This is a genomic window from Bifidobacterium sp. LH_389, assembly GCF_056357235.1.
In genome coordinates, this window is record NZ_JBKEVR010000006.1 from 84329 (window position 1) to 110307 (window position 25979).

Here is a 25979-nt window from a genome sequence, read left to right on the forward strand (position 1 = left end):
AGTATGGGGTAGCGCGTGAGGGTTCCGGTCAAGTGATCGTCAGCCTCTTACCTAGGGCCTTGGCGCGGGAACTATTGGTTTTCTGTTGCATGAGGAGGCATACAGTGTCCATCGCACTTACGCCGTTGGAAGACAAGATCATCATCAAGCAGGCCGCTGCCGAGACGCAGACCGCTTCCGGCCTGTACATTCCGGACAACGCCAAGGAGAAGCCGCAGCAGGGTGAAGTGCTGGCCGTCGGCCCCGGTCGTCGTGACGATAAGGGTGAGCGCATCCCGATGGATGTCAAGGTCGGCGACAAGGTCCTGTACTCCAAGTACGGCGGCACCGAGGTCCACTACCAGGGCGAGGACTACCTGATCGTCTCCGCTCGCGACGTGCTGGCCATCCTCGGCTGATTGCCATCGTTCGACCGATCGTAAAGGGATCCCGGGCTCACGGTTTGCGTGGGCCCGGGATCCCTTGCGTTCCGGGCCTTGCCGGTGCGGTGCCGGGGCGCGTGGTCCATGTGGCCCCGCGTTGCCCTGCGCAGCGGTCCCACATGATGGGATTTGGTTTCAAATCCGCATATACTTAGGTCGCAGGGTGCGTGCACGTCCGCAGCGATGCGCGGAACGGCCCGTGCCGACCAATGGACAAAGCAGTCGAGAGGCAGGACACATCAAGATGACCGCGAACAAGTACAACTTCGAAGGCAAAGTCGTCATCGTCACCGGCGGCGGCACCGGCATCGGCCGCGCCATCACCCAGGGCTTCCTGGACAACGGCGCCATCGTCGTGGCCGTCGGCATGCGCCGCGAACCCCTCGAGGAAACCGTCAAGGGCTACCCCAACGGCCACGTCCACCAGACCGACGTCTCCAGCCACGAGCAGGTCGCCGAGCTCGTCAAGTCCGTCGCCGACCGCTTCGGCCACATCGACGTCGTCGTCTCCAACGCCGGCATCTTCGAAGGCGGCGAAATCGAAAAGGTCTCCGACGAGGTCTGGCACAAGCTCTTCTCCGTCAACCTCGACGGCCTCTTCTACCTCACCAAGGAAGCCCTTCCCTACCTCAAGGCATCCAAGGGCAACATCGTCGTCGACACCTCCGTCTCCGGCCTCTACGGTGACTGGGGCCAGACCGCCTACAACTCCACCAAGCACGCCATGAATGGCTTCGTCCGCTGCGTCGCCCTCGACTACGGCCAGTACGGTGTCCGCGTCAACGCCTTCGCCCCCGCCTTCATCGAAACCGACATCAACAAGGAAGTCTGGACCGATCCCGACCGTCTCAAGCCCTACATCGACCGCGTCGCCCTCGGGCGCACCGGCAAGCCCGAAGACTGCGCCGACCTCGCCCTCTTCCTCGCCTCCGACGGCGCCAAGTACCTCACCGGCCTCGTCGTCCCCGTCGACGGCGGCACCACCGCGGCCACGGGGCAGGGACGGAATAACTACGAAAACGACACGCGTTCCGTCCTGTGACCATCGCGATGGAGCGTCTTCGTCGTTGCGGAAGGCTCGACGTACCTTCGTACGCCTTCGCCTTCCGCGCCTAGAAGCCGCACGCATCGCGATGGCCACAGGAGCCGTTGGCGGAGCGCCTTCCGCCTTACGGCGGGCTCGACGCTGAGCCGTGAAGCAGGCGGTCCCGTGGACTGCCCGTAGGCGAAGTGAGCGGCCGCCAAGGGCGCGAAGGCCGTGCGGCGGCGCAGCATGTACGCCTTCGTCCGGCGAAACGATCGACATTGCAAAGGAGCAACAACCATGACCCTCGGTGAGGATTACCAGGAGCCGGTCAAGGGCCGGCTGTACACCATCATTCCGCAGGACAGCGAACGCGCCGCCGCGCCGCGACCCTTCATCGACACGCACGTCCACCTCATGGAAACGAGCCTGTACTCGTGGTTCAACCCATCCAAGCCGGCCACGTTCGAGGGCCCGTGGGACCCGCTGTTCACCGCCGGCGACTATCTGGCCGGCGACCTCACCGCCGAGCTCGAAGGTTCCAACGCCAGCATCGTCGGCGCCGTGCACGTGCAGGCCAACGCGGACGACCCAGTTGCCGAAGTCGCCTTCGAACAGCGTCTGAGCGAGGAAAGCGGCCTGCCCATCATGATCGTGGCCGGCGGCGACCTGTCCTCCCCGGACATCGAAGCGACGCTGGAGCGAGAGGCCGACTACGCCAACGTGCGCGGATTCCGCCAGAACCTCAACATCCACTCCCAGCCCCTGTACCATTACGTGGACCGGTCGTACATGGACGATCCCGCATGGCTGGCCGGCCTCGCGCTCCTGCCCAAATACGGCATGAGTTTCGACATGCAGCTCTACCCCACGCAGTTCGCCCGCGCGATCGAGGTGATCGACGCCCACCCGGATACGCTGTTCATCATCAACCACGCAGGCATGCTCGCCGACCGCAATCTCGCCGGCTGGCGGCTGTGGAAAAATGGTCTGGCCGAACTCGGCAAGCGGGACAATGTGGCCATCAAGATCTCCGGCCTGCCGTCCATGGACCACTACTGGACCATCGAAAGCTTCAAACCCACCGTGTTCACTGTGCTCGACGCGTTCGGCACGGACCGCACCATGTTCGCCTCCAACTTCCCGGTGGACAAGCTGCACTGCTCGCTCATCGACCTCGTGCATGCCTACGTGCGCTGCGTGGAGGACCTGAGCGCCGAGGAGCAGGACGCCCTGTTCGTGAACAACGCGAAACGCCTCTACCGGTTCTGACCGGCCCGTCCGCAATCGTCAAGAAGGAAGAACAACCCATGCCCACCGTCGAACGCGCCTCCTACCGGGCCTTCCTGTACCCCGACATCGCGGAGGACCGGAATGACACGGACGCCGTTGTCTCCCGTGCCGTCGACGCCCTCCGGAAGGACGCCGAGCAGCTGCATGCCGCCGGCCGCGTGCTCACCGTGTGCCTGACGCGCTACGGCCGTCAGCTGTACCTGTACGTGGAGCATATCATGCCGGAGCATCCCAGACGTGAGGCCATGGCACCGATCGCCGGCTTTCCGGCCGTGCGGGGCTGGTTCGACGGGCTGCTCGTCCCGTGCCCGCAGTTCGGCGGCGACGTGACATGGGCGTACATGCACCCCGTATTCTGGTTCGACGAGCCGAAGGACGTGGACTCGTTCCGCCGCTCCCTGCCCCCGGACGCCCGCTGCGGGCGCATCGCGCACTTCTGGCCGGACACGGTGATCGACTACGTGGTGCACCATCAGCTCATCGCGCGCGAGGGGCTGGCCGTGGGTGACCGTTACCAGTTCATCTCGGTGCTCGACGATGTGGCGTTCAGCTACTTCGAAACCCCGCGCGACCGCGAACGGGTCAACATCCGCCGTGAGCCGGGCGAGTCGAAGGAAATCCAACGCTGGCTTGACGTGGACCCGTTCAGCCACTTCGACCATTTCGACCCGGGCACTTTGGAGCGCGACTTCCTCGTCATCGACACGCTCGTCTCCGTCGGCTGACGCGGCGGATCGGCCGGCTGACGCGGCGGATCCGCCGGTTGACAGGGCTGTCGACGGGCCGCCCGACGGCTACGTAGTGTACTGAAAACTCGTACTTCCGATTGGTGCGGTGGTTTTTGCCCACCATGCTCGGTATCGATGGCGTCATTTCGGCCATATTCCAACAGGGTTATCGGGCCGGTCGCCGAATTTCCACCGCACAAATCGGAAATACCGTGCGGGGTGCTCCCGCAGTCTGGCATTTCAGGGGCTATGCTGTGTAGTTTTCGCAAGAGAGGCCATCTTTTGCGGTAAAACTACCGAATGTTGCACTCCGCTACATCGCGTGGGCGAACCGCACCACGTCCGGTTCGTCCACGGCCTTGAGGAAATCCTTGGGCGTCATGCGGAATTCCTGCTTGAAGCACCGCAGGAAGTGCGTGTACGACTTGAACCCGCACATGTGGTACACGCGTTTGGCATTGCCGTATTCGCGCAGCAGTTCCTTGGAGCGGATGAGCCGCTTGGTGAGCGTGTACTCGTGCAGGTTCACGCGCATGTGCTTCTTGAATTCGCGGCTCAGGTAGTACTTGTTGATGTAGAAGCGCGCGGCCAGCGCGTCGAGCGAGAGATCCTCGTCCAAGTGGTCGCCGATGTAGCCCATCACGTCGCCGATGAGCTTGGGTACGGTGGAGCTTTCCGGCGTGATGTCGCTGTCCGCCGCCATGACGGCCTTGTTGAGCATGATCATGAGCTCGATGAACCGCTGCTCGTACATGAGGTCGTCGCCGTAACCCTTGCCGGGGCTGTTGTCGAGCACGGCGATCCGTTCGGCCAGCTCGTCCGGGTCGAGGCGGATCACTCGGCTGACGGGCTTGCCGAAATGCCTGAAGCAGGCGGCCAGGTCGGTGGCGGGGGAGGAGTGCTCCCTGAGGTATTTGCCGGTCACGTACACGTAGGCGCGCTCGTAGTAGTCGGATGACTGGCGCACGATGTTGTGCAGGTCGTTGGCGTTGACGAGCGTGACGGTGCCGGGCGTGGTCTCGTATTCGTCGCCGTCAAGGTAGAATACGCCGGTGCCCTTGAGTACGCAGTTGATCTCGTAGAAGTCGTGGTAGTGCAGCGGCATGTCCGCGGCCACGTCCTGGTTGACGTGGAAGACCTCGAAGCGGTCGGTGATCATGGAGTTGACGGCCACCGCGGGGCGGGACGGCGTAGCTGACGGCATGTGATCCTCCTGCGTTACGCATCGTTGCATCGCCACTAGATTACAACAATGGATAATCATATGGCAAAAGCTGCGTATTCTGGATCGTGTGGCAGTGGATGTTCCTCCCTACAATGAGACCCGATGGCGGCGATGACGCCGCACGCAACGCTTCGCAAAGGAGGAATGCCATGGCTGCAAGCACGCCGCCGCTCGGACGCGACGAGGTCCGCACGCTCATCGACCGCATGATCGACAATCTCGTCACCATCGAGGTGACCGATGGCAAGGGCCTGTGGGTCAATCCGGACGGGACCGTCGTGGACGACAAGAGCTGGAAGGAATGGAACTGGCCGCAGGGCGTGGGCCTGTACGGCATCTGGCGCAACTACCAGATCACGGGCAATCCCAAGGCACTCAAGACCGTCACCGATTGGTTCGATCAGGCGCTCGCCAAGGGCACGCCCGCCAAGAACGTCAACTCCGTGGCGCCCATCCTCACGCTCGCCTGCCTGTATGAGCAGACCCGGGAGCCCAGCTACCTGCCGTACCTGAAGCAGTGGGGCGAGTGGATCTACCGCGACCAGACCCGCACCGAGGGCGCCGGCATCCAGCATGTCACGGCATCCGGAGAGAACCACAACCAGTTGTGGGCGGACACGCTGGTCATGACCGTGCTCGCGCTCGCCAAGCTCGGCAAGGTGCTGGACCGCCCCGAATACCTCGAGGAGGCCAAGTACCAGTTCCTCATCCACGTCAAGTTCCTCATGGACCCCGCCAACGGCCTGTGGTTCCACGGCTGGACGTTCGACGAACGCAACAACTTCTCCGCCGCCCACTGGGGCCGTGGCAACTGCTGGGCCACCATCGCCATCCCGGAGTTCCTGTCCCTGCTGGACCTGGACGAGCATGACGCCGTTCGCCGATGGCTGACGGAGGCGCTGCGCGAACAGGTGGAGACGCTCGCGAAGCTGCAGGATCCGGCCACGGGCATGTGGCACACCCTGCTCGACGACCCGGATTCGTACCTCGAGTCCTCCGCCACCGCGGGCTTTGCGTACGGCATCCTCAAGGCCGTGCACGAGCGCTACCTCGATGCCTCCTACGCCGATGTGGCGTACCGTGCCGTCAAGGGCCTCGCCGCGCGAGTCAACGAGGCCGGCGAGGTGGGGCAGGTTTCGGTCGGCACGGGCATCGGCGCGGATCTCGACTACTACCGCACCATCGAGATCACCCCCATGCCGTACGGACAATCGCTCACGGTTCTCGCTTTTACGCAAATGCTGGTATCGTATTGCTAGGAGCTTGTGAAACCGGTTTCACGCCTCGGACAACGGTGTGCAACAGGATTGACTAAGCGGATAATTGAAGATTGAATGGAATCGTCATCGACGACACAAGAAAGGAAGTCCATCATGGCCTTCGATATGAACAAGTTCTCGCTTGAGGGCAAGGTTGCGCTGGTCACCGGCGCCTCCTACGGCATCGGTTTCGCCATCGCCACCGCCTTCGCGGCCGCCGGCGCCAAGATCGCCTTCAACGACCGCAGCCAGGAAGCCGTCGACCGCGGCCTCGCCTCCTACAAGGAGGCCGGCATCGAGGCCCACGGCTACGTCGCGGACGTCACCGACGAAGACGCCGTCGCCCAGCTCGTCAAGGACATCGAGCGCGACCTCGGCACCATCGACATCCTCGTCAACAACGCCGGCATCATCAAGCGCATCCCCATGCTCGAGATGTCCGCCAAGGACTTCCGCCAGGTCATCGACGTCGACCTCAACGGCCCCTTCATCGTCTCCAAGGCCGTCCTTCCCGGCATGATCAAGAAGGGCCACGGCAAGATCATCAACATCTGCTCCATGATGTCCGAACTCGGCCGTGAGACCGTCTCCGCCTACGCCGCCGCCAAGGGTGGCCTCAAGATGCTGACCCGCAACATCTGCTCCGAGTACGGCGAAGCCAACATCCAGTGCAACGCCATCGGACCCGGCTACATCGCCACCCCGCAGACCGCCCCGCTGCGCGAGCGTCAGCCCGACGGCTCCCGCCACCCCTTCGACGCCTTCATCGTCGCCAAGACCCCCGCCGCCCGCTGGGGCACCCCCGAGGATCTTCAGGGCCCCGCCGTCTTCCTCGCCTCCGACGCCTCCGACTTCGTCAACGGCCTCGTCCTGTACGTGGACGGCGGCATTCTGGCCTACATCGGCAAGCAGCCCCAGTGATCTGACCGCACGATGACAGAGCGTCCGCGGCGTTGCTCCTCGGGCGGCGCTGAGCCGTAAAGCGGACAGTCCGATGGACTGTCCGTAGGCGAAGTGAGCGGCCGCCAAGGACGCGAAGGCTGTGCGCCGGCACAGCGCGTACGCCTTCGCCCGGTGCGCCTTGCGGACGCACGCGTCATCGTGCGTTCAACGGACCGAAGAATTACGCAACAACTTACGAAAGGATCGACGACACCCATGCGTATCGCACTGATCAATGAAAACTCCCAGGCCGCCAAGAACGGCCTCATCTACGGCGCCCTGAAGAAGGTCGCTGACGAGAAGGGCTTCGACGTCGACAACTACGGCATGTACGCCGCCGACGACGAAGCGCAGCTCACCTACGTGCAGAACGGCATCCTCGCCGCTGCGCTGCTCAACACCAAGGCCGCCGACTTCGTTGTCACCGGCTGCGGCACCGGCGAAGGCGCCATGCTCGCCCTGAACTCCTTCCCGGGCGTCATCTGCGGTCACGTCGAGGACCCGCTCGACGCGTACACCTTCGCGCAGATCAACGACGGCAACGCCATGGCCATCCCGTTCGCCCTCAAGAACGGCTGGGGCCAGGAGCTGCAGCTCAAGTACATCTTCGAGCAGATGTGGCTCGAGGAGCCGGGTTCCGGCTACCCGAAGGAGCGCGTCGTGCCCGAGCAGCGCAACAAGAAGATCCTCGACGGCGTTCGTGAAGCCGCTTACAAGCCGCTCGTCGAGATCTACAAGGCCCTCGACCCGGAGCTCGTGAAGGGCGCCTTCGCCGGCGAGCACTTCAAGGAGCTGTTCACCGCCCACGCCCAGGACGGCGAGATCAAGGACTACGTCCTCTCGCTCATCTGACGGCCGCGGGGACCCTCCCGCCGTGAGGGTCCTTCCTCCCCATCGTTCCTGATTATTTCCTTCATGCGAACGGGCCGACCGGTTCATGCCGGTCGGCCCGTTCGTTGGTTGTGGGATCGAGTCTGGCTGCGTGGTCTGTGCGCACGCATCCAAGACAAAAAATAAGTCCATATCTACTGACTTGATCAGTAAATAGGTGTAGACTATGCTTGTGAAAAGGAAAGATCTGGAACAGCGTATCCATCGGCTTGCTCGAAGCAACGGGTTGGAGGATGTTTGGGAGGAAGGCGGCAATCACAGTAAGGTTACCGTCGGCAAGGCGCACACCACCGTTCCTCGGCACGGGGAGATCAATGAGCTTACCGCCAAGGGCATTTTGCGCTACATTGAAAGGAGCATGAAATGAGCCACAGTCAGCCTATCGACGTTACGGCCGTCTGCACGCGCTGCGACGGCTGGTGGGCCGTGGAGGTCCCTGAAATCCCCGGTCTGTTCACTCAGGCGCGTCGCCTTGATCAGGTTGCAGGGCAGGTGCGGGACGCTGCCGGCATGCTTGATGTGCGGGTCGGTGAGGTTAGACTCGACCCGCAGCTCGACGAGGCCACGCAGCGCATGGTGGACGATTTATTTGCCAAACGTCATGCCGCACGCCTTGCGCAGGACGAAGCCTCGCAGTTGGCGCGCAGCACCGTGGCTGCATTGCGCAACGAGGGGTTGACCGTACGTGACGTCGCAATGGTTACCGGCGTCAGTCCGCAGCGTGTCAGCGCATTGCAGCAGGCATAGCAGGAGTTCTTGCATGGATGGACTCATTGACGGGCCGATCGGTTCATGTCGGTCGGCCCGTTCGCATGTTCTCAGTATTTGCAGGGAGCGGCTCCGGGCGTGCGAAATTTGACGGGGGGGGGGTAACGGCTCCTAGTGTTGGAGGGGACGGATTCAACAAGTGAGTTGTCTGGGGGATCCGCACGGAATCATTCACAATGAAGAGAACACTGAGAAAGAGAGGGATGCCGCTTATGAAGCAGACGTCACTCAGTAAACGCGTGTCGGCCATCGTGGCCGCGGCGGCCACCATACTCACCGTCGGCGTTGGCGTACAGGCCGCGAACGCCGACGATACCGCGGAGCTCAAGCCCGTGGCGATCAACGCCGCCAACTTCCCTGACGAAAACCTGCGCAAGGCCGTGGCTGAGCACGATTACAACCACAACAACGTGCTGGACGTATCCGAGGTCGAATATTACCTCGGCATTGTGGTTTACGACGTTCAGGTCACAAGCACCAAGGGCTTGGAGCTGTTGCCGACGTTGCAGTCTCTCGATCTGCTCAACACCGGATTGACCAGCCTCGATGTCAGCAAAAACCCGGAGCTCACTCATCTTAACGTATCCAACTACGCGAGTTCCTCGGGCCCCCGCAATGCCTTCACCGGCATTGATCTGTCGAAGAACCCCAAGTTGACGTCCTTCATCGCTTGGAACAACAAGTTCGCTGCAGTGGATGTCAGCAAGAATCCGGAATTGGATCAGCTTGAGCTGCCCGACAATGCCCTGACGAGCGTCGATGTGTCCAAGAACGCCAAGCTCGAACATTTGGATGTCAGCGGCAACAAGCTCACCGCTCTGGATGTGTCGAAGAACGCCCAGCTCAAGCAACTGGATGCATCCGCGAATAAGCTCGCCTCTCTGGATGTGACCAAGAATCCGGAGCTGACTGAGCTTGACGCGTATACCAATGCTCTGACCGGCATCGATGTGTCCAAGAACGCCAAGCTTGAGAGCCTGAATGTGCCTAGCAATAAGATTGCCTCTCTGGATGTGTCGAAGAACGCCAAGCTTGAGTATCTGAGTGTGGCATCCAATGCTCTGACCGGCATTGCACTGCCGAGCAATGACAAGCTCACCACTGTGAATGTATCCCAGAATAAGCTCACTTCTTTGGATGTATCCAACAATTCGAAGCTCAAACTCCTGATTCTGGACAGCAACCCGCTTGTTGCGCTGAACCTGCCCAAGGCACTGCAGGGTTCGGACTCGTCTGTGTACACCAACGGCAATCTCACGCTGAAGCTGCCGTACACGGGTTCCAGCGTGGATCTTGCCAAGGTGGCGTCCATCTTTGACGGCGCCAAGGTGCAGGGGCTTTCCGGCGCCAAGCTCAACGGCACCACGCTGACCGGTCTGACCGACGGCTCCGTGGTCTACTACCAGTACGATCTGGGCGGCGACAAGAAGCTGCCCGTGCAGATCACCTTCAGCACCGCCACCAAGACGCCGACCGCCGGCGACTACGTGCCGACCAAGTGGATCTACTTCACCGAGAACCCGACCCTGAGCCTGGACAAGGACGGCAAGCCGGTGGCCGGCAACATCAAGGTCGAGCTGTACACCGACGGTGAGGGCGCCAAGGCCCTGACCGCCGCCGACTACGAAGTGACGATCACTGCCGATAAGTACGGCTACACGCTGACGGTGATCTACAAGGCCGACAAGTCCCTGACCGCCACCCGCTACTTCGAAAAGAAGGACGTCAAGCCGGGCGACAACGGCCAGCAGCCCGAGCAGCCGAACCAGCCCGGCAACAATGGGAACAACAACACCCAGCAGCCCGGCAACAACGGTGGTAACAACACCCAGCAGCCGGGCGGCAACGGCAACAACAACACCGAGCAGCCGGGAGCCAATGGCAACAACGGTTCCACCAACGGCAACGGGGTTCTGCCGTTCGACGGGCTTACGGGCGCGAACCGCGGTCGCGTGACCGTGACGAACGCCACCGCCACCGCCGGTTCGTCCTACCGCGTCTACCTGCCGGCTGACTCCGCGTGCGCGACTGCCGTCGCTGCGGGCAACGAGTGCCGTGTGTCCGCATACCTGTACTCGGATCCGGTGCGTCTGGCTGCCTCCGACGGTGCGGATACGGCCGCGGTCGTCAAGAACGGCGACCAGTACTATGCGGAGTTCCGCATTCCGACCGACGTGGTGCTGGGCGATCACCGCATTGCCGTGTACGGCGCGGACAACGCGCTGATCGGCTGGACTCCGGTGACCGTGGCTTCCGCGCAGACCGAACCGTCCGACAACAACGGCAAGGATACCGCCAAGACGGATGATGCCAAGAACGCGGCCGCGAAGGTCGAGGCTCCGAAGGCCAAGAAGGCGCTGGCCTCCACCGGTGCCAGCGTGACCGTCTTCGTGCTGATCGCGCTTGCGCTCATCGCTCTCGGCGCCGGTCTGGTCGCCGCCCGCAAGCGTTCGGCCCGCCGCTGAACCGATAGGCGATAGTCCACTCGAAACAGGCTCTTCCCCGTCGCAGGGAGGGGCCTGTTCGCGTATGGGCGTGCCAACAATGAAGGATTGCGCCCACAACGAGACATCCAGCGGATTCCCAGCCCCGTCCGATACGATCGAAACACCATGACCGCAGGGGGAGGACGACGATGCCCGAGCACAGCCAATACAGCCAACAGGACCAGCGATCCGCGCCCGTCGCCGTATCGCGCGCCGAGGCGTCGGCCACCGTCAACGCCGTCATGGACGCACTGTCCGGCGTGCTCTCCTGCGGGCGCGCACCCATCGAACTGGCCGTCACCACGCTGGTTGCCGGCGGGCACCTGCTGCTCGAGGACGTTCCCGGCGTGGGCAAGACCACGCTCGCTCGCGCGCTCGGCACTGTCATTCAGGGTTCCGTACGCCGTGTCCAGTTCACCCCGGACATGCTGCCCAGCGACCTGACGGGCGTGAGCATCTACGACCAGTCCACGCAGCGCTTCAACTTCCATCCCGGTCCGCTGTTCGCCAACATCGTCGTGGCGGACGAGATCAACCGCGCCAACCCCAAAACCCAGTCCGCCATGCTCGAGGCCATGGCCGAACGGCAGATCAGCGTGGACGGCGTCACCTACCGGCTGCCCGACCCGTACTTCGTGGTCGCCACGCAGAACCCCATCGAGCTCGAAGGTACGTTCCCCCTGCCCGAAGCCCAGCTGGACCGTTTCATGACCTGCGCTTCGCTCGGTTACCCGAGCGTTGCGGCGGAGGTCGCCACCCTGACGAGCGCCTACTCGAAGCGCCCTCTCGACCAGCTCACCCCCGTGTGCGGCGTGGGCGACGTGGCCGCCGTGCAGGTCGCCGCCGATCGTGTGCACCTGAGCGAGTCGGTCGCCGGCTACATCGTCGCCGTTACGGACGCCACCCGACACCGTGACGACGTGCGCTTCGGCGCCTCACCGCGTTCCAGTCTGCTTCTGGCCGCCATGGCCAAGGCCCATGCGCTCGTGGCCGACCGCGACTTCGTCCTCGCCGACGACGTGCGCGCACTGGCCGTACCGGTGCTCGCCCACCGTCTGGTGCTGCCCGACGCGGCCTTCGGCACCGGCGCAGGAGCCGCGAGCCGGACGATCATCGAGGACATTCTGGCGCACACGCCTGCACCGCACGCGGAACGGCGCTGACCGTGAACGCGCAGGCCAGCACCCGCCGCCACGACCGGCATGCGCCGCGTCCGCACCGCAGGGGCATTATCCGTCCCACGGTGCTCGGCGGCGTCATGCTTGCGCTCGGCGGCATATGCTGCTTCCTTGCCCTCCTGCTTGACGACCGCATTCTCGCCGCGGCTACGCTTGCCCTCTGGCTTGCGCCACTCGCCTCGCTGGCCATGGCCGTACTGCAACGCCGCATGCTCACCGTGCCCCTGGCCCGCGAAGCCATGGCCTCCGGCCGCGCTCCCGGCAACGGATGGCGTCGCTTCCTGCTGCCCGGCAACGTCACGGTGACGCCACAGTGGGAACGGCTCGACCAGCACGGCACCGTGATCCTTCAAGGCGCCGGGCCCATCCCGCAGGAACGCGGTCTCTACCGGCATCTGGCGCTCGCCGCCTCATGGGCCGACCCGTTCGGCCTCATCTTCCAGCGCCGCATGCTGCCGGACGACGGCGAAACCCTCATGCTGCCCGCGCAGGGCGACGAGCGCGATCGGGCCGGCCTCGCCTCCGACTCGCGCATGCAGGACCAGTCCGCCGGCGACATGGCCAGCAGCGTGCGTCAGTATGCCCCCGGAGACTCGCCGCGCCTCATCTCATGGCGGCACACCGCACACCGCGGCGAACTCATGACCCGCGAATCCGACCGGGACGTGCAGGTCATGACGCTCCTCGTGGTGGACACCGGCTCCGGCCTTGCGGACGAGCCGGAAACCGATCTCGACGCCGCAGCCGCCTTCGCATTGGCCCAATTGCGGGACGTGCGCGGGGGAGGGGCCGCCGTGGCCGTGTCCGACGGGCGCACGGTGCACGCGGGCAAGGCTGCCGCCGTTCGCTTCCTCGCCGCCATGCGGCCGGAACGGCTGCCGGCCGGACAATCCCGGACGCAGATCGTGAAGCCGGATGACGCTTCGAAGCCGGACGACGCTGCGAAGCCGGGCGATTCCGTGAAGACGGACTCTGCGCAGGCAACGGCAACGCAGCCGTCCTCCGTCCCGTCGGAGCGCAGGGCGGCACTGGTGGCGGCGTTCGTGGCCGCCCAGCATCAGCCGATGCGCATCCTGCTCGTCACCGCCGACCGCCGTTCGCCGCTTGCCGCCGCCTTCGCCGCCTCCCCGCTCGACGGCAAGGTGACCGTTCACGCCGTCGGCGTGGCGGCACCGGACTCCCGCGGCGCGGCCTCGGACGCTCAGGCGCCCATGCCGTGCGTCTCCGCTTCCGCCTCCACCTCCGAGACCGGAGCGCAGACGGGCTCGGCGGGCTCGGCGGGCGCTGCCCCGTCCGCCGTGGACGACCGTCGCCGCCGCGCCCGTCAGGGCCTGCTGGGACGTGCCGTGGCCGCCGCATCGCTCATCGTGCTGCATGCCGTCACGCTCGGCTCCCTCGGCGGGCTTGTCGAGCTCAAGGGACTGTGGGTGCCGTTCGCCGGCGTCGGCCTGCTGGCCGTCACGCTTGAGGCCGTCGTGCTGCCCCCGCGCACCGCATGGCGTTCCGCCCGCCGCGTGGTGGTTTCCGCCGCGATCATTGCTGTGGCCGCGTTGGCGCTCATCGTCCTGCGCATTCAGGGCATCACCGGCCAGTGGGTGTTCGCGCGCAGTGTGGTGGAGAACGCCGAATCCGGGCCGGTTGCCGTCTGGAACTTCCGCCTGCTGCCGGGCATGCTGTCCGAAGGCGCGTGGAACCTGTACATCCAGCTGCCGCCGCTCACCGTCTCCGCGGCATCGGACCTGTTCCTCGTCGCCGTGGCGGCCGCGGTCCTCGTACTGCTGCGCTGCCTGTTGGCGGTGCCGTACGCCTCGGCGGCGGTCCCGCTCATTGCCGTCACGGTCATGGCCGTCGGATTCGCGTTCGTGGGACAGGTGCCGTCCTACCTCATGATCGGCGTGACCGTCTTCGCCTCCGTCCTGCTGCTGTGGGCCGTGCACCCCATGCGCGCCCCTGCGCCCGTTCCCGTCGTCGCTTCCGCACTCGTCACGGCACTGACGCTCGCGCTCACCCCGTCCGCCACGAGCTTCGCCATCGGCGTGCCGCTCGCCGTGGGCACGCCCGGCGGCCTGTTCTCCACCAGCACCGTCAACCCGCTGGTGGACCTCAAGCGCGGGCTTGCGCAAGGCTCCAACAACGTGGTGCTCCATTACAGCACGTATGACGGCAGTCCGTACTACTTCCGCCTCGCCACGTTGGATGATTTCAACGGCGATACCTGGCGCTACGACCCCCAGCTTGCCTCCGAGGGCGGCCTGTACGGCGGCCGGCCGAACTTCGGGGCGAGCCCCCAGTCCGATCCGCTCGGCGTGCGCGGGTGGTCCGACGGCGAAGCGGACTACATCAGGAGCCTCTCGCCGCTCATGCGCACGCTGGTGGCGGTCAACAACGGCACCTACGCCGGCACGTTCTCCGCGTCGGACATCGCTCTGGCCAACCGGTTCGTGGCGCAAAGCGACGTGACCATAGACTCGCTCGCCTCCCGGTTCCTGCCGGTGATCGGCGATGCGCGGAACATCTCCGGCCTGTCCGACGAGGAACAGCGGTCGTGGTATCAGGCGGACGACGGCACCGTGTTCAGTCCCGAGGCGCTCACCGGTCAGGGACTCACCTACGCGGTGAGCGGCACATACCTGACGCCCATCGGTTCCAAGGCGCAGTTCGCGCAGATCGAATCCGTGGACCGGCTGCGCAAGGCATACCTTGACCGGCTGAACGGCGTATCCACGTCGTCGAACCGGCCGTCCGTCTCCTCGCCCGAGGAACGTGCAGCCCTCCGCCGTTCCCTGGCCGCGAACCACTACGGCCGGGTGGACGGCGACTACCTCATCGTCAACGTGCACGTCAAATCCATCGCCGGCGCGGTGGCCGGGCTGCTCGTGGATGCGGACGGCACCGCGGTGGACGATGATCCCCATTCCATCGCCTCGCTGCGCAGCGGCAATCTGGCCATGCAGCTCGGCGAGGAATTCCGCAGCAAACTCGCCGTCAACCCCGGGGAGTCCTTCGCGGTGATTCCCGGCGGCGTCCCCGACGAGAGCGGGGAAAAGGCGGAATTGTCGCTCATCGTGAGGCTCGACGGACGCACCGCGCGCGAAGGCTCCTCACGGTGGGAGGACTTTCAGGCCATGGCGTCCGGATACGCCTCCGCAGTCAACGCCTCGGGCCTTGCGATCTCCACCGTCACCGTCGGCTCCGAGCGGCGCCAGAATCAGGACCGCGGTCCCACCATCACCGCGCAGCAGCTCAACGACGACGGCTCCGGTCTGGCGCGCCGGGCCCGGTACGGCGGTCTGCCCGCCGAACTGCCCGAACACGTTCAGGCGGTGGTCGACGAGGCCAAGGCCGCCGGCGTTCCCTCCGACGGGGCCAACGAGACCAATCAGGTGGCGGCCATGCGCTGGCTCGTGGACTACCTGACCGGGCCGGAATTCACCTACTCGCTCAATCAGCCGGACGGCAATGGGCGAAGCAACCTCGACGTGATCGACGACTTCCTCGTCTCACGCTCGGGCTACTGCACCCACTATGCCTCCGCGCTCGCCGTGCTCGGCCGCGCCATGGGACTGTCCACCAGAATCGTGCTTGGCTACAATGCGTCCGGTGCCGCGAGCGAGGATGGCTCCCGCACCACGTACGAGGTACAGGCCAGACAACTGCATTCCTGGACCGAAGTGTACATCGACAACATCGGTTGGGTGCCGTTCGACGTGACTCCGGCAGCCGGTGGCGGTAACGCTCCGGCCTCCTCTCAGGACGACGCCACGGACACGACCATGCCCAGCGCCTCCGCCTCCTCCTCAAGCGTCTCCGCCTCCGCATCGGTCTCCGCCAACGAATCCACGTCGGACGAGGAAACCGACCCCACCACCAGCGACGACCCTTCCTCCTCCGTCTCCGATGCCACGGATGCGACGGTCTCCGCCGCCGGACCGCAACTGCCCGGCTGGGCGGTGCGCGTGCTGTGGACGTTCTTCGGGCTCGTTGCCTCCGCGGCGCTGTTGCTCGCCCCGGGCGGCATCCGCGAACGCCGCCGTCGGCGTCGGCTGCGGCTCATCGATCAGGCCATCGCCGTGGGAGACGACGGCACCCTGAACCGCAACGCATGGCGCGCCGCATGGGGCGAACTGCTCGACTGTGCGCGGGACACGGGACTGCGCTGGCCTGCGACGGTTACCGACGGCGAGATTGCCGACATGCTGTGTGAGCGGTTCCCCGAGGAGACCACCGGCATCCGGACCATTGCCGAGCAAGTTGCCACGGTCGCTTATGGCAGCCCCGATGCGGCCGTCGAACCGCCGGACGCCGCCGTGACGGGCACGTTGAACGCCATGCGGGCGCATGCGTCACGGTTCCGGAGGCTGGCCCCGCGCTCGCTGGTGCGCTGACGCGCCGAGTCGCGCCTATGCGGAAGATCGCTGTGCTGGGGCCGTTGGGCAGACTGTCGGGCCCGGACAGGCCGCTGGAGCCGGGCAGACCATTGGGGCTAGAATCCCGCCTGTGCGAGCGCGTGGTCGATGTCTCGGATCAGATCGTCAGTGTCCTCGAGCCCCACGGCCAGACGGAAGAACCCGCGGTGGAACTCGGGCGGGTACAGGTACTGGCGTTCGTCGTCCTCGCCGAGGAACACGATCAGGCTTTCGTCGTGGCCTAGCGAAACGGCCGAAGTGATCACGTTGAGCTTGGAGACGAACCGGTTGTGCCCGTCGTGGTCGGTGTCGAGGCCGAAGGCGAGCACGCCGCCGAATCCGGCGTCCGGGCGGGCCAGCTGCGAGGCGGCCACCGCGTGCCCGGGATGGGACTCCAGACCCGGGTAGCTCACGAACCGTACGGCCGGCAGCGATTCGAGGTGTCTGGCGATCGCCAGTGCGGATGCGTTGTGCTGGCGCATGCGCAACGGCAGCGTGACCGACCCGCGGTTGATGAGCCACGCGTTGAACGGAGCGATGATGCCGCCGTAGTTCACCTGTGCGGTGAAGCGGATCCGGTCCGTGCGCGCCTTGGTGGTGGCGATCGCGCCGCCCAGCGCGTCGCCGTGGCCGTTGATGTACTTGGTGAGCGATTCGATCACGATGTCCGCGCCGAGGTCCAGCGGGCGCACGTTGAACGGTGAGTTGAACGTGTTGTCCACGGAGACGAGCGTTTCGGTGCCGGTCCGCCGCCCGTGCTCATGGACCAGCTCGGCGATGGCGGCGATGTCCGACACCTTGAGCGTCGGGTTCGCGGGCGTCTCGATGTGCACCAGCTTGGTGTTCGACTTCAGCGCCGCCGCCACATTGGCGGGATCGGATGTGTCCACGATGCTGGTCTCGATGCCGTACTTCTCCGGCAGGATCTGATTGAGCAGGCGGTATGCGGCGATGTACGTGGTATCCGAGAAGATCGCGTGGTCGCCGCGGTTGAGGAACGTGGTGAACGTGGCCGCCAGCGCCGCCACGCCCGAGGCGAGCACCACCGCGTCCTCGGCGCCTTCGAGGTTGGCGAGTTTCGCCTCGAGGTAGCGCTGGTTCGGGTGGCCGTTGCGCGTGTACAGGTTCACGTCCGAGCTTGACCAGTTGATGTCGCTCGGGTCGTAGGGCAGGGCGTAGGCGTTGGCGAGGGTGATCGGGCGGCGGATCGCGCCGGTCTCGGCGTCCACCCCGTTGCCGAGGTGGATCGCCTTGGTGGCGAAGCCCAGGGGCTTGCCGTCGAATGATTGTCCGGAATGTACAAGATCTGAAGTCATGGTTTTACTCAAGCATGAGGCCCGCCGCCGCGCAATCCGGGTGGAATGCGGGAGATCGGCGGAATTTCGGGACTTGAGAGCCATGCATAAGACATTGGTATAGGCGGCTTGGTTCATGGTTCGGTTCACAAGATGGATTGCGAAAAATTTCGTGAACCGGAGAACGCACAGAATCGAACACGGAATCCTTGAAATTTTGCCGATCCTGATGTTCTCTTCCGTGCGATTTCCGGTTCACAAGTCACTCTCCAAAAAATCTCGTGAACCGAAAATCGCCTCTCAGAGTCTGTCCCGGACCTTCTGGGCCTCGGCGGCCATGAGGAGGAACGCGCCCACGCCGTGCAGGTCGTTCGCGCTGGTGGGGCGGGCGCAGTAGAAGCCGTAGTCGCCCACTCCGGTGCCGATGCACACGCCGTCCACGATGAGGTCCTCCGTCCCGTCCAAGCGCGTCTCGCGCCCGAGATGCTCGATCACGGCGTCATAGCCGCGCCGCGCGGCCCCGAGGACGGATTCGTCCAGAATGCCCGTGCGCACGGCCTTGCACAGGGCCGCCGTGAACAGGCACGTGCACGACGTCTCCGGCCAGTTGCCCTCGGCGCCGGGCTTGTCGACCACCTGCCACCAGCGGCCGTCCGGACCCTGATATCTGAGCACGGCCGCGAGCAGGTCGCGCACCATGGCCTCCAGAAGCGGGCGCTGCGGGTGGTCGGCGGGGATGAAGTCGAGGTCGTCGAGCACCGCGACCGGCACCCAGCCGATCGAGCGTCCCCAGTGTTCGGGCGCGAGCCCGGTGTCCGGGTCCGCCCATGCGGCGGATTTCGTCCAGTCCCAGGCGTGGCGGTACAGGCCGTTGGCGGTCTCGGTGTGCTCGCGCATGAGCAGCGCCTGCCGGGCCACGAGGTCGAAGTACTCGGGGTGGCCGAACTCGGCGGCGTACTGCGCGATGACCGGCCCGCCCATGTACAGGCCGTCCAGCCACATCTCATGCGCGCAGGAATTGACCTTGTGCCAGAAGCCGCCGTCGGGGTTGCATGGGTAGTCGCGGATGGTGTGGGCTATCCAGTCGATGGCCTTGCGGTAGCGCTCGTCGCGGGTGCGCTTGTACAGGGGGTAGAGCAGGATGCCGGGTTGCAGGTCGTCGAGCTGAGCCGGGTCCGCGCTGGGGATGGAGCCGTCCGGCGCGACGACGGCGTTGATCCAGTTGCGCATGTAATCGAAGTACCTCTCGTCGCCCGTCGCGAGGTAGGTTTGGTACACGCCGGACAGGAAGACGCCCTGATGGTAGTGGAAGTGGTTGCGGGGAGGCAGGTCGGCGGCGGCGTATTTGCGCATCATCGTCTCCACGGAGGCGATGGCATAGTCGACCGGCTGCCTGACGGCGGGCGGTGTGGCGGTGGATTGCGCCGTGGCGGATTGGTGGGCTGGCTGCATGGCCATGTGATACTCCTTCGCGTCGGATTCCGCTCTGCGATGAGCGGCTGATATGCCAAAAATGATAGGCGGGAGGGTTCGCCGGTTCACGCGATGAATCGGCCGGCAAGTTGTGAACCGGAAACAGTGCTTGGCGAGAGGGCGTCAGCAGGAGAGGATGGCGGAATTCCGCCGTTTTTGGTTGTCTGTTGGTGAGCTGGCCCGGTTCACGAGTTGAAGTCGATTTCATCGTGTGAACCGGAACTTCGAGAAGCCGTGTCGCGGAGGGGCAAGATTAGATAGTTTTTTGTCTAAAGATAACTATTGTGCAATGGCGATTTCTTGGTGGACTTGGGAGAGGGGTTTGCGAGGGGCCGGATGAGGGGCTGACCGTATGGCGGTCATTCGTGCCGACCGGAGTGTAAACCATGTGGCACCTGCGCCATGGCCGGTGACCGCGCCGTGGCCTGCGATGCCGGCGAAATGTTCGAGGGCAGTCTGCCCGCATCCGTTTGTCTATTGTCTACGTCTATTGCCCGTCCGTGCCGCGCCAAGCCCGTCGCAGCCCGGGCTTGGCGCGGCACGGAGCCTGGCGGCTGTTTCTCAGCGTCCCCCGAGCCGGCGCAAGAATCCATAGCATTCTACCAAGAATGCATCATTCTTGAATGGGTTGCTGGAGGCGTTGCGGGCATGGCTATGGGTAGATTGGCGGAAGCATCATTTCAACGGCGAACATCCGGGAGTGCATCCGATGACGGTCTATGCAATCAGCAGTGAGTACAGTCCGCAACGGGGTTTCGGGCTCATTACGGAGCAGACAAGGAGGAGCGGGGTGCTGCCGCCCGGCGCGGAGCTCAACGCCGGCTTCGAGCCGCACCCCTGGTACCGTTCCGGCGCCGCCTTCCGCAACGGACAAACCTCCGGATTCATCCCGTCATGTGTGCGCATCGACGTACCCGCCCACGGCAATTACCGCGTCGCACTCACCATCGCTCAGGACGGGCCGGACACTCGCTACGGCAACGTATCCGACGCGGGATTGGACGACCGTGACGTGCTGGTCTTCGCCGGCGACCGGCAGCTGGTCTTCAAGGGACGCATGCCGGAGAACGGCCGGTCGCTTGAAGTCCGTGCGACGGTCAACGTCTCCGACTTCGTGCCCCGCGGCTTCGAGGATCGGGGTCCGCAACCGGTCACGTTCGTGACACTTGCCGTGGTGGGGGCGCATGCCCGTCTGGTGCAGGTGATCGTGGAACCGGTGCAGACCCCCACGGTCTGGCTTGCCGGAGACTCGACCGTTACCGACGAAGGCGCCCAATACCCCTATGCCCCGTCGGACCCCTATTGCGGATGGGGTGCCGTGCTCGGCGCATGGCTGAACGACGGCGTGACCGTCTCCAACCACGCCCGTTCCGGCCTGACGAGCCTCACCTTCCGCTCGCAGCACCATTACGACCCGGTGCGCGCCGACTGGAAGCCCGGCGATTTCCTGCTCATCCAGTTCGGCCACAACGATCAGAAGCTGCCCGAACTCGGTGCCTGCGGCGGCTACAGGCGCGAACTTGACCGGTACGTCACCGAGGCGCGCGCGGCAGGCGTCCGCCCGATCCTGGTCACGTCCCTGGCGCGCAACACATGGAATCCCGACGGCTCCTACCATGATCTGCTGCGCGATTGGGCCGAAGCGGTGATCGAACTCGGCCGTGACCGCCATGTGCCGGTGCTCGACCTGCATGCCCTGAGCATGGGGCTCGTGCGCGAACTCGGCGACGAGGGCGCACGGCCGATGTACCACGCCGGCGACCGCACCCATCTGCATGACGTGGGTGCCTACCGCATGGCCGGTCTCGTTGCAGGCGAAATGCGGCGCGTATTGTCCGGCTGGCTGCCTGCGGCGGAGCAGGAAGGGGACAACGGGGTCAATGGGGGTAACGGGGGCACAGACGTCCGAGTCTGCGAAGTCGACTCGTACCGTGCCTTGGCCGCTTGCGTGACCGACGGCTTCGGTGACTGGCCGCTGCCGCCGCGCGCGTACGATGTGGACCGACCGCAGCTCGTGGTGGACCAGTACCTGAACCCCCTCTACCTCAAGTACACGGCGGAACCGTACATCACCGGCGACATCTCGCCCTTCCGCAAGGTCATGCTCCTGCTGCCGGTCGAGCAGCCGGAAGAGGATGCGACGGCCGCACGGGATTTCGCCCGGTCCGCGGCGCTCCGACGGTCTGCGCTCCGCCGGCCGCTGGACGTACTGCTCTACATCGGCCCTGCAATCGACCCGGAACCGGTCGCCGCCGCCCATCCCGAACTGTCTGCCGCGCTCGCCGCCGGCCATGCCGTGTCGCTGATTGCCTACCGCGCCGAGGAAATCGCGCAGAACCCCGTATCCCCGGTCATTCCGCCGGCAGCCGTCGCCTACCTCAGGGCCAGCGCCGACCGTTATGGCATCAGTCCCGAGCCGGTGTCCGTGGCGCTCGGCGGCGAGCTGGGGTGAGATCCGGTCTCCGGACTCCCCGTTGTCCCGTTTCCCCGTTACCGGGCTTCGTCCCATCCCTCCACCACCCCGAAAGGAAACCCCATGGATTACCCCATCACCGACTTCGGCGCCGTGGCCGACGGCGTCACCAACAACCGCGAGGCCATCCAGACCGCCGTGGACCGGGCCCACGAGGCGGGCGGCGGCCGCGTCGTAGTGCCCGCGGGCCGGTTCCTCTCCGGCGCGATCGTGCTCAAAAGCCATGTCACGCTGCATCTCGACGCCGGCGCGTGGCTCATCAGCAGCCTGAAACCCGAGGACGGCATCGACTTCGCCGCCGAATTCGACGACGACACGGAGAACGCCGGCTGGGAGGGCGGCTGCTTCCTGTTCGCCCGCCACGCCGAGGACATCGCCATCGAGGGCCGCGGCACCATCTACGGCCAGGGCGACAAGGTGTTCTACGACGACGATTCCGACAACGGCTTCCGCGAATGCCCCCTCGCCGTGAGGGGCGATCGGTGGGGCCGCCCGCGCACCACGTACTTCGAGGACGTCACGGACCTGACCGTCACCGGCATCACCTTCCGCGACGCCGCGTTCTGGACCCTGCACATGGCCGGATGCAACCGGGTGATCGTGGACGGCGTCCGCATCCTCAACGATCAGCGCGCCCCCAACAACGACGGCATCGACCCTGACACCTGCAAGGACGTGGTGATCTCCAACTGCATCGTGGTGACCGGCGACGACGCGATCGTGGTCAAGAACACCCCTCCCATGGCCAAGCGCTACGGGGCGTGCGAGAACGTGGTGATCTCCAATTGCGTGCTCGCCTCGCGCGATTCCGCGCTCAAGGTGGGCACGGAGACCGGCAGCGCGATCCGCAACGTCATCCTGTCCGACTGCGTGTTCCGCGACTGTTCGCGCGGCGTGGGCATCTGGGTGCGCGACGGCGCCACCGTGGAGGACATCCACGTTCACCACGTCTCCGGCGCGACACGCCAGTACGCCGATTCGTACCGGGACGGTCGCCGCGGCGGCTGGTGGGGCAAGGGGGAGCCGATCTTCCTGTCCGCCACGTCCCGCGCCACGCCGAGCGTGGAGCATCCGGGCACGATCCGCAACGTGACGTTCGACCACATCGCCATGACGAGCGAGTCTTGCGTGTTCATCGCGGGGGAGGCGGACGCGCCGATCGAGAACGTGAGGATTTCCGATCTGGACCTCACCCTGCGCGCGCAGGGCACCCAGCCGGCCCGATGGTTCGACGAGCAGCCCAGTGCGCGCGGCGTCTACGAGCACGAGATCCCCACCGTGTACGTGCGCAGCGCCTCGGACGTGGAGGTGAGCGGGCGCGTGCGGCGCGAGGGGGAGTACGCCGATCGGCCGATCGCGCTGACCGAGCGTGCGCAGCGCGTACGCATCGATCTGGTCGACCGCTGACCTGCCGCCGACTGCCGGGACGCGGTGGATGCCGGTCTCATGTTCCTTGCGTTCCCATACTGCCGTTGCGGTCGTCGGTCCGGTTGCCATCTCGGCGGGACCCGTGCGGGCCGTGCCGAGACATGACGCGCCGCGCGCGGGTCCGTGTCTGCCTATGCTCTGTGTCTGCCTATGCGATGGCCCGCATGCCGGCTTACACTTGAGGCATGGCATCACCGTCGCATCCGTCGCGCGCGTCGTTCACCGACGCCGAGCGTCTTCAACTCGAGGCGCTCGATGCGGTGGAGCGCGTCACGCCTTCGGGAATGATCCGGTATGCGCCGGCCTTCCGCAGACTGGCGCTCGAGGAATACGGGCGCGGCAAAAGCCCCATGCGCATCTTCGCGGATGCTGGCTTCCCTGTCGAAATCCTTGGAAACAAGCGGATTGAGAGGGCTCTGGCGCGCTGGCGAAGCAAGGCGTGAGCGGGGCTTGGCGGCGGTTCGGCGCTTCGGCGTGTCGCGGATTTGCGTAATTCGCTGGTGTGTGCCAAGATAGTCAAGTTGCCGCTCAAGGCCTAGGTCAAGTGCGGCAATGGCGGATTTCCCAAGCGGTCAAAGGGAGCTGACTGTAAATCAGCCGCTTCGTGCTTCAGTGGTTCGAATCCACTATCCGCCACGCCCCGATAGCTCAGTGGTAGAGCACTTCCTTGGTAAGGAAGAGGTCGTGAGTCCAATTCTCACTCGGGGCTCTCATGGCGGGGTAGCTCAGCTGGCTAGAGCGTGCGACTCATAATCGCAAGGTCAAGAGTTCGAGTCTCTTCCTCGCTACAAAGGCCGACGGCAGTCGGTGAACAACGAACACAGAGGTGACTAGATATGGCAAGCAAGAGCGCCGACATTCGTCCGGGCATCACGCTGGCATGCACTGAGTGCAAGGAGCGTAACTACATCACGACGAAGAACCGTCGTAACACCCCGGATCGTCTTGAGCTCAAGAAGTTCTGCCCGCGTTGCGGCAAGCAGACCGTGCACCGCGAGACCCGCTGAGCCAAGCCATACCGCAGTCTTCTGCAATGCTTCAAGAGGAGCCCGACCCGTTGAAGGTCGGGCTCCTTGCGTATTTCCACCGGGCGCGCTGATCGTTTCCGATCGTTCCTCCGCCGTTCTCGAGCGGAACCGGTTTTCTTCCATTCGGTCCAACCTGTGCGCTCAATTTCGCAGCTTGGACCGATCGCGCGAAAAAACGGTCGTTTTCGGGGCCGAAAATCGCATGATCGGTCCAAGCTGCAATAACACGGGCACAGGTTGGACCGATCATGCGAAACTTGGCCCCGCTCGCTCTGGTCATTCCGGCCGTTCCGGTCGTTCCGCGCGAAACTCGGCTCGCTCCGGTTCCGCGTGCTCTCGTCCCGTTCCCGCTCGTTCCGCTCGCTGAGGCTCCGTGTGCTCCGGGCGTGGCGCAACATCGCGCGCGACGGATAGGGTGGAGGCATGACTTCCTTCGCAGACATCACCACCATCGGCGTGGGCGGCCGCATCGCCCGATTCATCGAGCCCACCTCGCGCGTGGGCGTGATCGAGGCCGTCGAGGACGCCGACGAGCGCGGACTGCCGCTGTTCGTGATCGGCGGCGGCTCCAACACGCTCGCCTCGGACGCCGATTTCATGGGTTTCGTCGTGCGCGACGCCCGTCGGCTCATCACCGTGCCGGACGAGGCAGCGCCGGTCGAAGGCGGCGAACGGACCGTGCACGTCAATGCGGAGGCCGGCGCCAACTGGGACGATCTGGTTGAATTCTGCGTGCGCATCGGTCTCGAAGGCGTGGAGGGACTCTCCGGCATTCCCGGCACGGTGGGCGCCAGCGTGGTGCAGAACATCGGCGCGTACGGCCAGGAGGTGGGCGACGCCGTCGAATCGGTCGAGGTATGGGACCGCAAGGAGAAGAAGACCCGCGACCTCACTCACGACGAGCTCGGCTTCGGCTACCGTTCCTCCGCGCTCAAGGCCAGCATGTACCGGGCTCCCGGCGTTCCGGCCGACGTGTTCTTCCCGACTCCGCGCTACGTGGTCCTCTCGGTCACGTTCGCCCTGAAGCACAGCGCCACCGGCGCGGTGGGCCACGGGCAGCTCGCCAAGGCGTTGGGCGTCGACGTGGGGGAGTGCATGGCAACCCAAGCGATCCGCGAAGCGGTGCTCCGCGTGCGCGCTTCCAAGGGCATGCTCGAAGATCCGAACCGCTACCTTTCCCCGGACATGGCCGGCACCAAGCGCGAGGAGAACGTGGCGGCGGACCTGGCCGTGCTGCGCGAGGCGAACGACGGCAGCGACGCCAAGGACTTCGACCGCCACAGCTGCGGCAGCTTCTTCATGAACCCGATCCTGCCCGTCGGCCACCCCGCGCTCGACCGTCTGCCCGCCGACGCCCCCCGCTTCGACGCCGTTCTGCCCGACGGCACGCCCGGTGTCAAGACCTCCGCCGCATGGCTCATCGACCACGCCGGCTTCCCCAAGGGATTCGCCACCGACGGTCGCACCGCAGCCGACGCATCCGCCTCCCTGTCCACCCGGCACACGCTGGCCCTGACCAACCGCGGCAATGCCACCGCCGAGGACGTGGCGGCGCTGGCCCGCACGGTCCGGGACGGCGTGGAGGAGCGCTTCGGCATCCGACTTGTTCCCGAACCCGTGGTCATCGGGCTCGATCTGGTCTGAGCCAGTCCGGCGGATC

Annotated in this window: 20 protein-coding genes and 3 tRNA genes; 20 read left to right on the forward strand and 3 right to left on the reverse strand. The window is 65.2% G+C overall.

Going from position 1 to position 25979, the window contains the following annotated elements:
* Positions 1 to 104 precede the first annotated feature (104 nt).
* The 4 genes from groES to AC1AZA_RS07700 all read left to right on the forward strand — a co-directional run bounded on the left by groES (position 105) and on the right by AC1AZA_RS07700 (position 3464).
* Complete coding sequence (groES, locus tag AC1AZA_RS07685) at positions 105 to 398, forward strand: co-chaperone GroES (RefSeq protein ID WP_476514079.1); 294 nt, start codon at positions 105 to 107, stop codon at positions 396 to 398.
* 268 nt (positions 399 to 666) lie between these two features.
* A complete protein-coding gene (budC, locus tag AC1AZA_RS07690; protein WP_476514080.1) occupies positions 667 to 1464 on the forward strand; it encodes a meso-2,3-butanediol dehydrogenase in 798 nt (265 codons plus the stop codon).
* A gap of 282 nt (positions 1465 to 1746) precedes the next feature.
* Complete coding sequence (locus tag AC1AZA_RS07695) at positions 1747 to 2718, forward strand: amidohydrolase family protein (RefSeq protein ID WP_476514081.1); 972 nt, start codon at positions 1747 to 1749, stop codon at positions 2716 to 2718.
* A 38-nt stretch (positions 2719 to 2756) separates the two neighbouring features.
* A complete protein-coding gene (locus AC1AZA_RS07700) occupies positions 2757 to 3464 on the forward strand; it encodes a hypothetical protein (protein ID WP_476514082.1) in 708 nt (235 codons plus the stop codon).
* Between the two features lie 316 nt (positions 3465 to 3780).
* Here AC1AZA_RS07700 and AC1AZA_RS07705 read toward each other — a convergent pair whose 3' ends face one another.
* Positions 3781 to 4671 carry an AraC family transcriptional regulator gene (locus tag AC1AZA_RS07705; protein ID WP_476514083.1) on the reverse strand — a complete coding sequence of 297 codons (891 nt, stop codon included), beginning with the start codon at positions 4669 to 4671 and terminating at the stop codon, positions 3781 to 3783.
* Positions 4672 to 4841: 170 nt separating this feature from the next.
* Here AC1AZA_RS07705 and bglB point away from each other — a divergent pair, with 170 nt between their 5' ends.
* The 8 genes from bglB (at position 4842) to AC1AZA_RS07745 (ending at position 16601) form a co-directional block, all read left to right on the forward strand.
* A complete protein-coding gene (gene bglB / locus AC1AZA_RS07710; protein WP_476514084.1) occupies positions 4842 to 5951 on the forward strand; it encodes a beta-galactosidase BglB in 1110 nt (369 codons plus the stop codon).
* Between the two features lie 114 nt (positions 5952 to 6065).
* Entirely contained in the window at positions 6066 to 6872 is an 807-nt protein-coding gene (locus AC1AZA_RS07715; RefSeq protein ID WP_476514085.1) for a gluconate 5-dehydrogenase, read from the forward strand.
* 237 nt (positions 6873 to 7109) lie between these two features.
* Positions 7110 to 7745 carry an RpiB/LacA/LacB family sugar-phosphate isomerase gene (locus AC1AZA_RS07720; protein ID WP_476514086.1) on the forward strand — a complete coding sequence of 212 codons (636 nt, stop codon included), beginning with the start codon at positions 7110 to 7112 and terminating at the stop codon, positions 7743 to 7745.
* A 205-nt stretch (positions 7746 to 7950) separates the two neighbouring features.
* Positions 7951 to 8151 carry a hypothetical protein gene (locus AC1AZA_RS07725; RefSeq protein WP_476514087.1) on the forward strand — a complete coding sequence of 67 codons (201 nt, stop codon included), beginning with the start codon at positions 7951 to 7953 and terminating at the stop codon, positions 8149 to 8151.
* A complete protein-coding gene (locus AC1AZA_RS07730; RefSeq protein WP_476514088.1) occupies positions 8148 to 8531 on the forward strand; it encodes a type II toxin-antitoxin system HicB family antitoxin in 384 nt (127 codons plus the stop codon). The genes AC1AZA_RS07725 and AC1AZA_RS07730 overlap by 4 nt, the downstream gene beginning before the upstream one ends.
* A 233-nt stretch (positions 8532 to 8764) precedes the next feature.
* The gene (locus AC1AZA_RS07735; protein WP_476514089.1) at positions 8765 to 11017 is read left to right on the forward strand and encodes a leucine-rich repeat domain-containing protein; all 2253 of its coding nucleotides are present in this window, start codon (positions 8765 to 8767) and stop codon (positions 11015 to 11017) included.
* Positions 11018 to 11187: 170 nt separating this feature from the next.
* Positions 11188 to 12201, forward strand: coding sequence for an AAA family ATPase (locus AC1AZA_RS07740; protein ID WP_476514090.1), 1014 nt, complete (start codon positions 11188 to 11190; stop codon positions 12199 to 12201).
* A 2-nt stretch (positions 12202 to 12203) separates the two neighbouring features.
* Positions 12204 to 16601, forward strand: a complete 4398-nt coding sequence (locus AC1AZA_RS07745; protein ID WP_476514091.1) for a transglutaminaseTgpA domain-containing protein — start codon at positions 12204 to 12206, stop codon at positions 16599 to 16601.
* A 98-nt stretch (positions 16602 to 16699) separates the two neighbouring features.
* Here the strand turns inward: AC1AZA_RS07745 and AC1AZA_RS07750 are convergent, their stop codons facing one another.
* Together AC1AZA_RS07750 and AC1AZA_RS07755 are read right to left on the reverse strand one after the other, a co-directional pair.
* Complete coding sequence (locus AC1AZA_RS07750; RefSeq protein ID WP_476514092.1) at positions 16700 to 17938, reverse strand: trans-sulfuration enzyme family protein; 1239 nt, start codon at positions 17936 to 17938, stop codon at positions 16700 to 16702.
* Positions 17939 to 18217: 279 nt separating this feature from the next.
* Positions 18218 to 19375 carry a glycoside hydrolase family 88/105 protein gene (locus AC1AZA_RS07755; RefSeq protein ID WP_476514093.1) on the reverse strand — a complete coding sequence of 386 codons (1158 nt, stop codon included), beginning with the start codon at positions 19373 to 19375 and terminating at the stop codon, positions 18218 to 18220.
* A 724-nt stretch (positions 19376 to 20099) separates the two neighbouring features.
* Here AC1AZA_RS07755 and AC1AZA_RS07760 point away from each other — a divergent pair.
* The 8 genes from AC1AZA_RS07760 to AC1AZA_RS07795 all read left to right on the forward strand — a co-directional run bounded on the left by AC1AZA_RS07760 (position 20100) and on the right by AC1AZA_RS07795 (position 25963).
* Entirely contained in the window at positions 20100 to 21842 is a 1743-nt protein-coding gene (locus AC1AZA_RS07760; protein WP_476514094.1) for a rhamnogalacturonan acetylesterase, read from the forward strand.
* Positions 21843 to 21926: 84 nt separating this feature from the next.
* Complete coding sequence (locus AC1AZA_RS07765) at positions 21927 to 23270, forward strand: glycoside hydrolase family 28 protein (RefSeq protein WP_476514095.1); 1344 nt, start codon at positions 21927 to 21929, stop codon at positions 23268 to 23270.
* A gap of 206 nt (positions 23271 to 23476) precedes the next feature.
* Complete coding sequence (locus AC1AZA_RS07770; RefSeq protein ID WP_476514096.1) at positions 23477 to 23734, forward strand: hypothetical protein; 258 nt, start codon at positions 23477 to 23479, stop codon at positions 23732 to 23734.
* A 111-nt stretch (positions 23735 to 23845) separates the two neighbouring features.
* Positions 23846 to 23927 (forward strand) — tRNA-Tyr (locus AC1AZA_RS07775).
* Between the two features lies 1 nt (position 23928).
* Positions 23929 to 24000: transfer RNA gene (locus AC1AZA_RS07780), tRNA-Thr, on the forward strand.
* Positions 24001 to 24005: 5 nt separating this feature from the next.
* Positions 24006 to 24079: transfer RNA gene (locus AC1AZA_RS07785), tRNA-Met, on the forward strand.
* Positions 24080 to 24127: 48 nt separating this feature from the next.
* The gene (rpmG, locus tag AC1AZA_RS07790) at positions 24128 to 24298 is read left to right on the forward strand and encodes a 50S ribosomal protein L33 (RefSeq protein ID WP_003814458.1); all 171 of its coding nucleotides are present in this window, start codon (positions 24128 to 24130) and stop codon (positions 24296 to 24298) included.
* 444 nt (positions 24299 to 24742) lie between these two features.
* The gene (locus AC1AZA_RS07795) at positions 24743 to 25963 is read left to right on the forward strand and encodes an FAD-binding protein (protein ID WP_476514097.1); all 1221 of its coding nucleotides are present in this window, start codon (positions 24743 to 24745) and stop codon (positions 25961 to 25963) included.
* Positions 25964 to 25979: the final 16 nt, after the last annotated feature.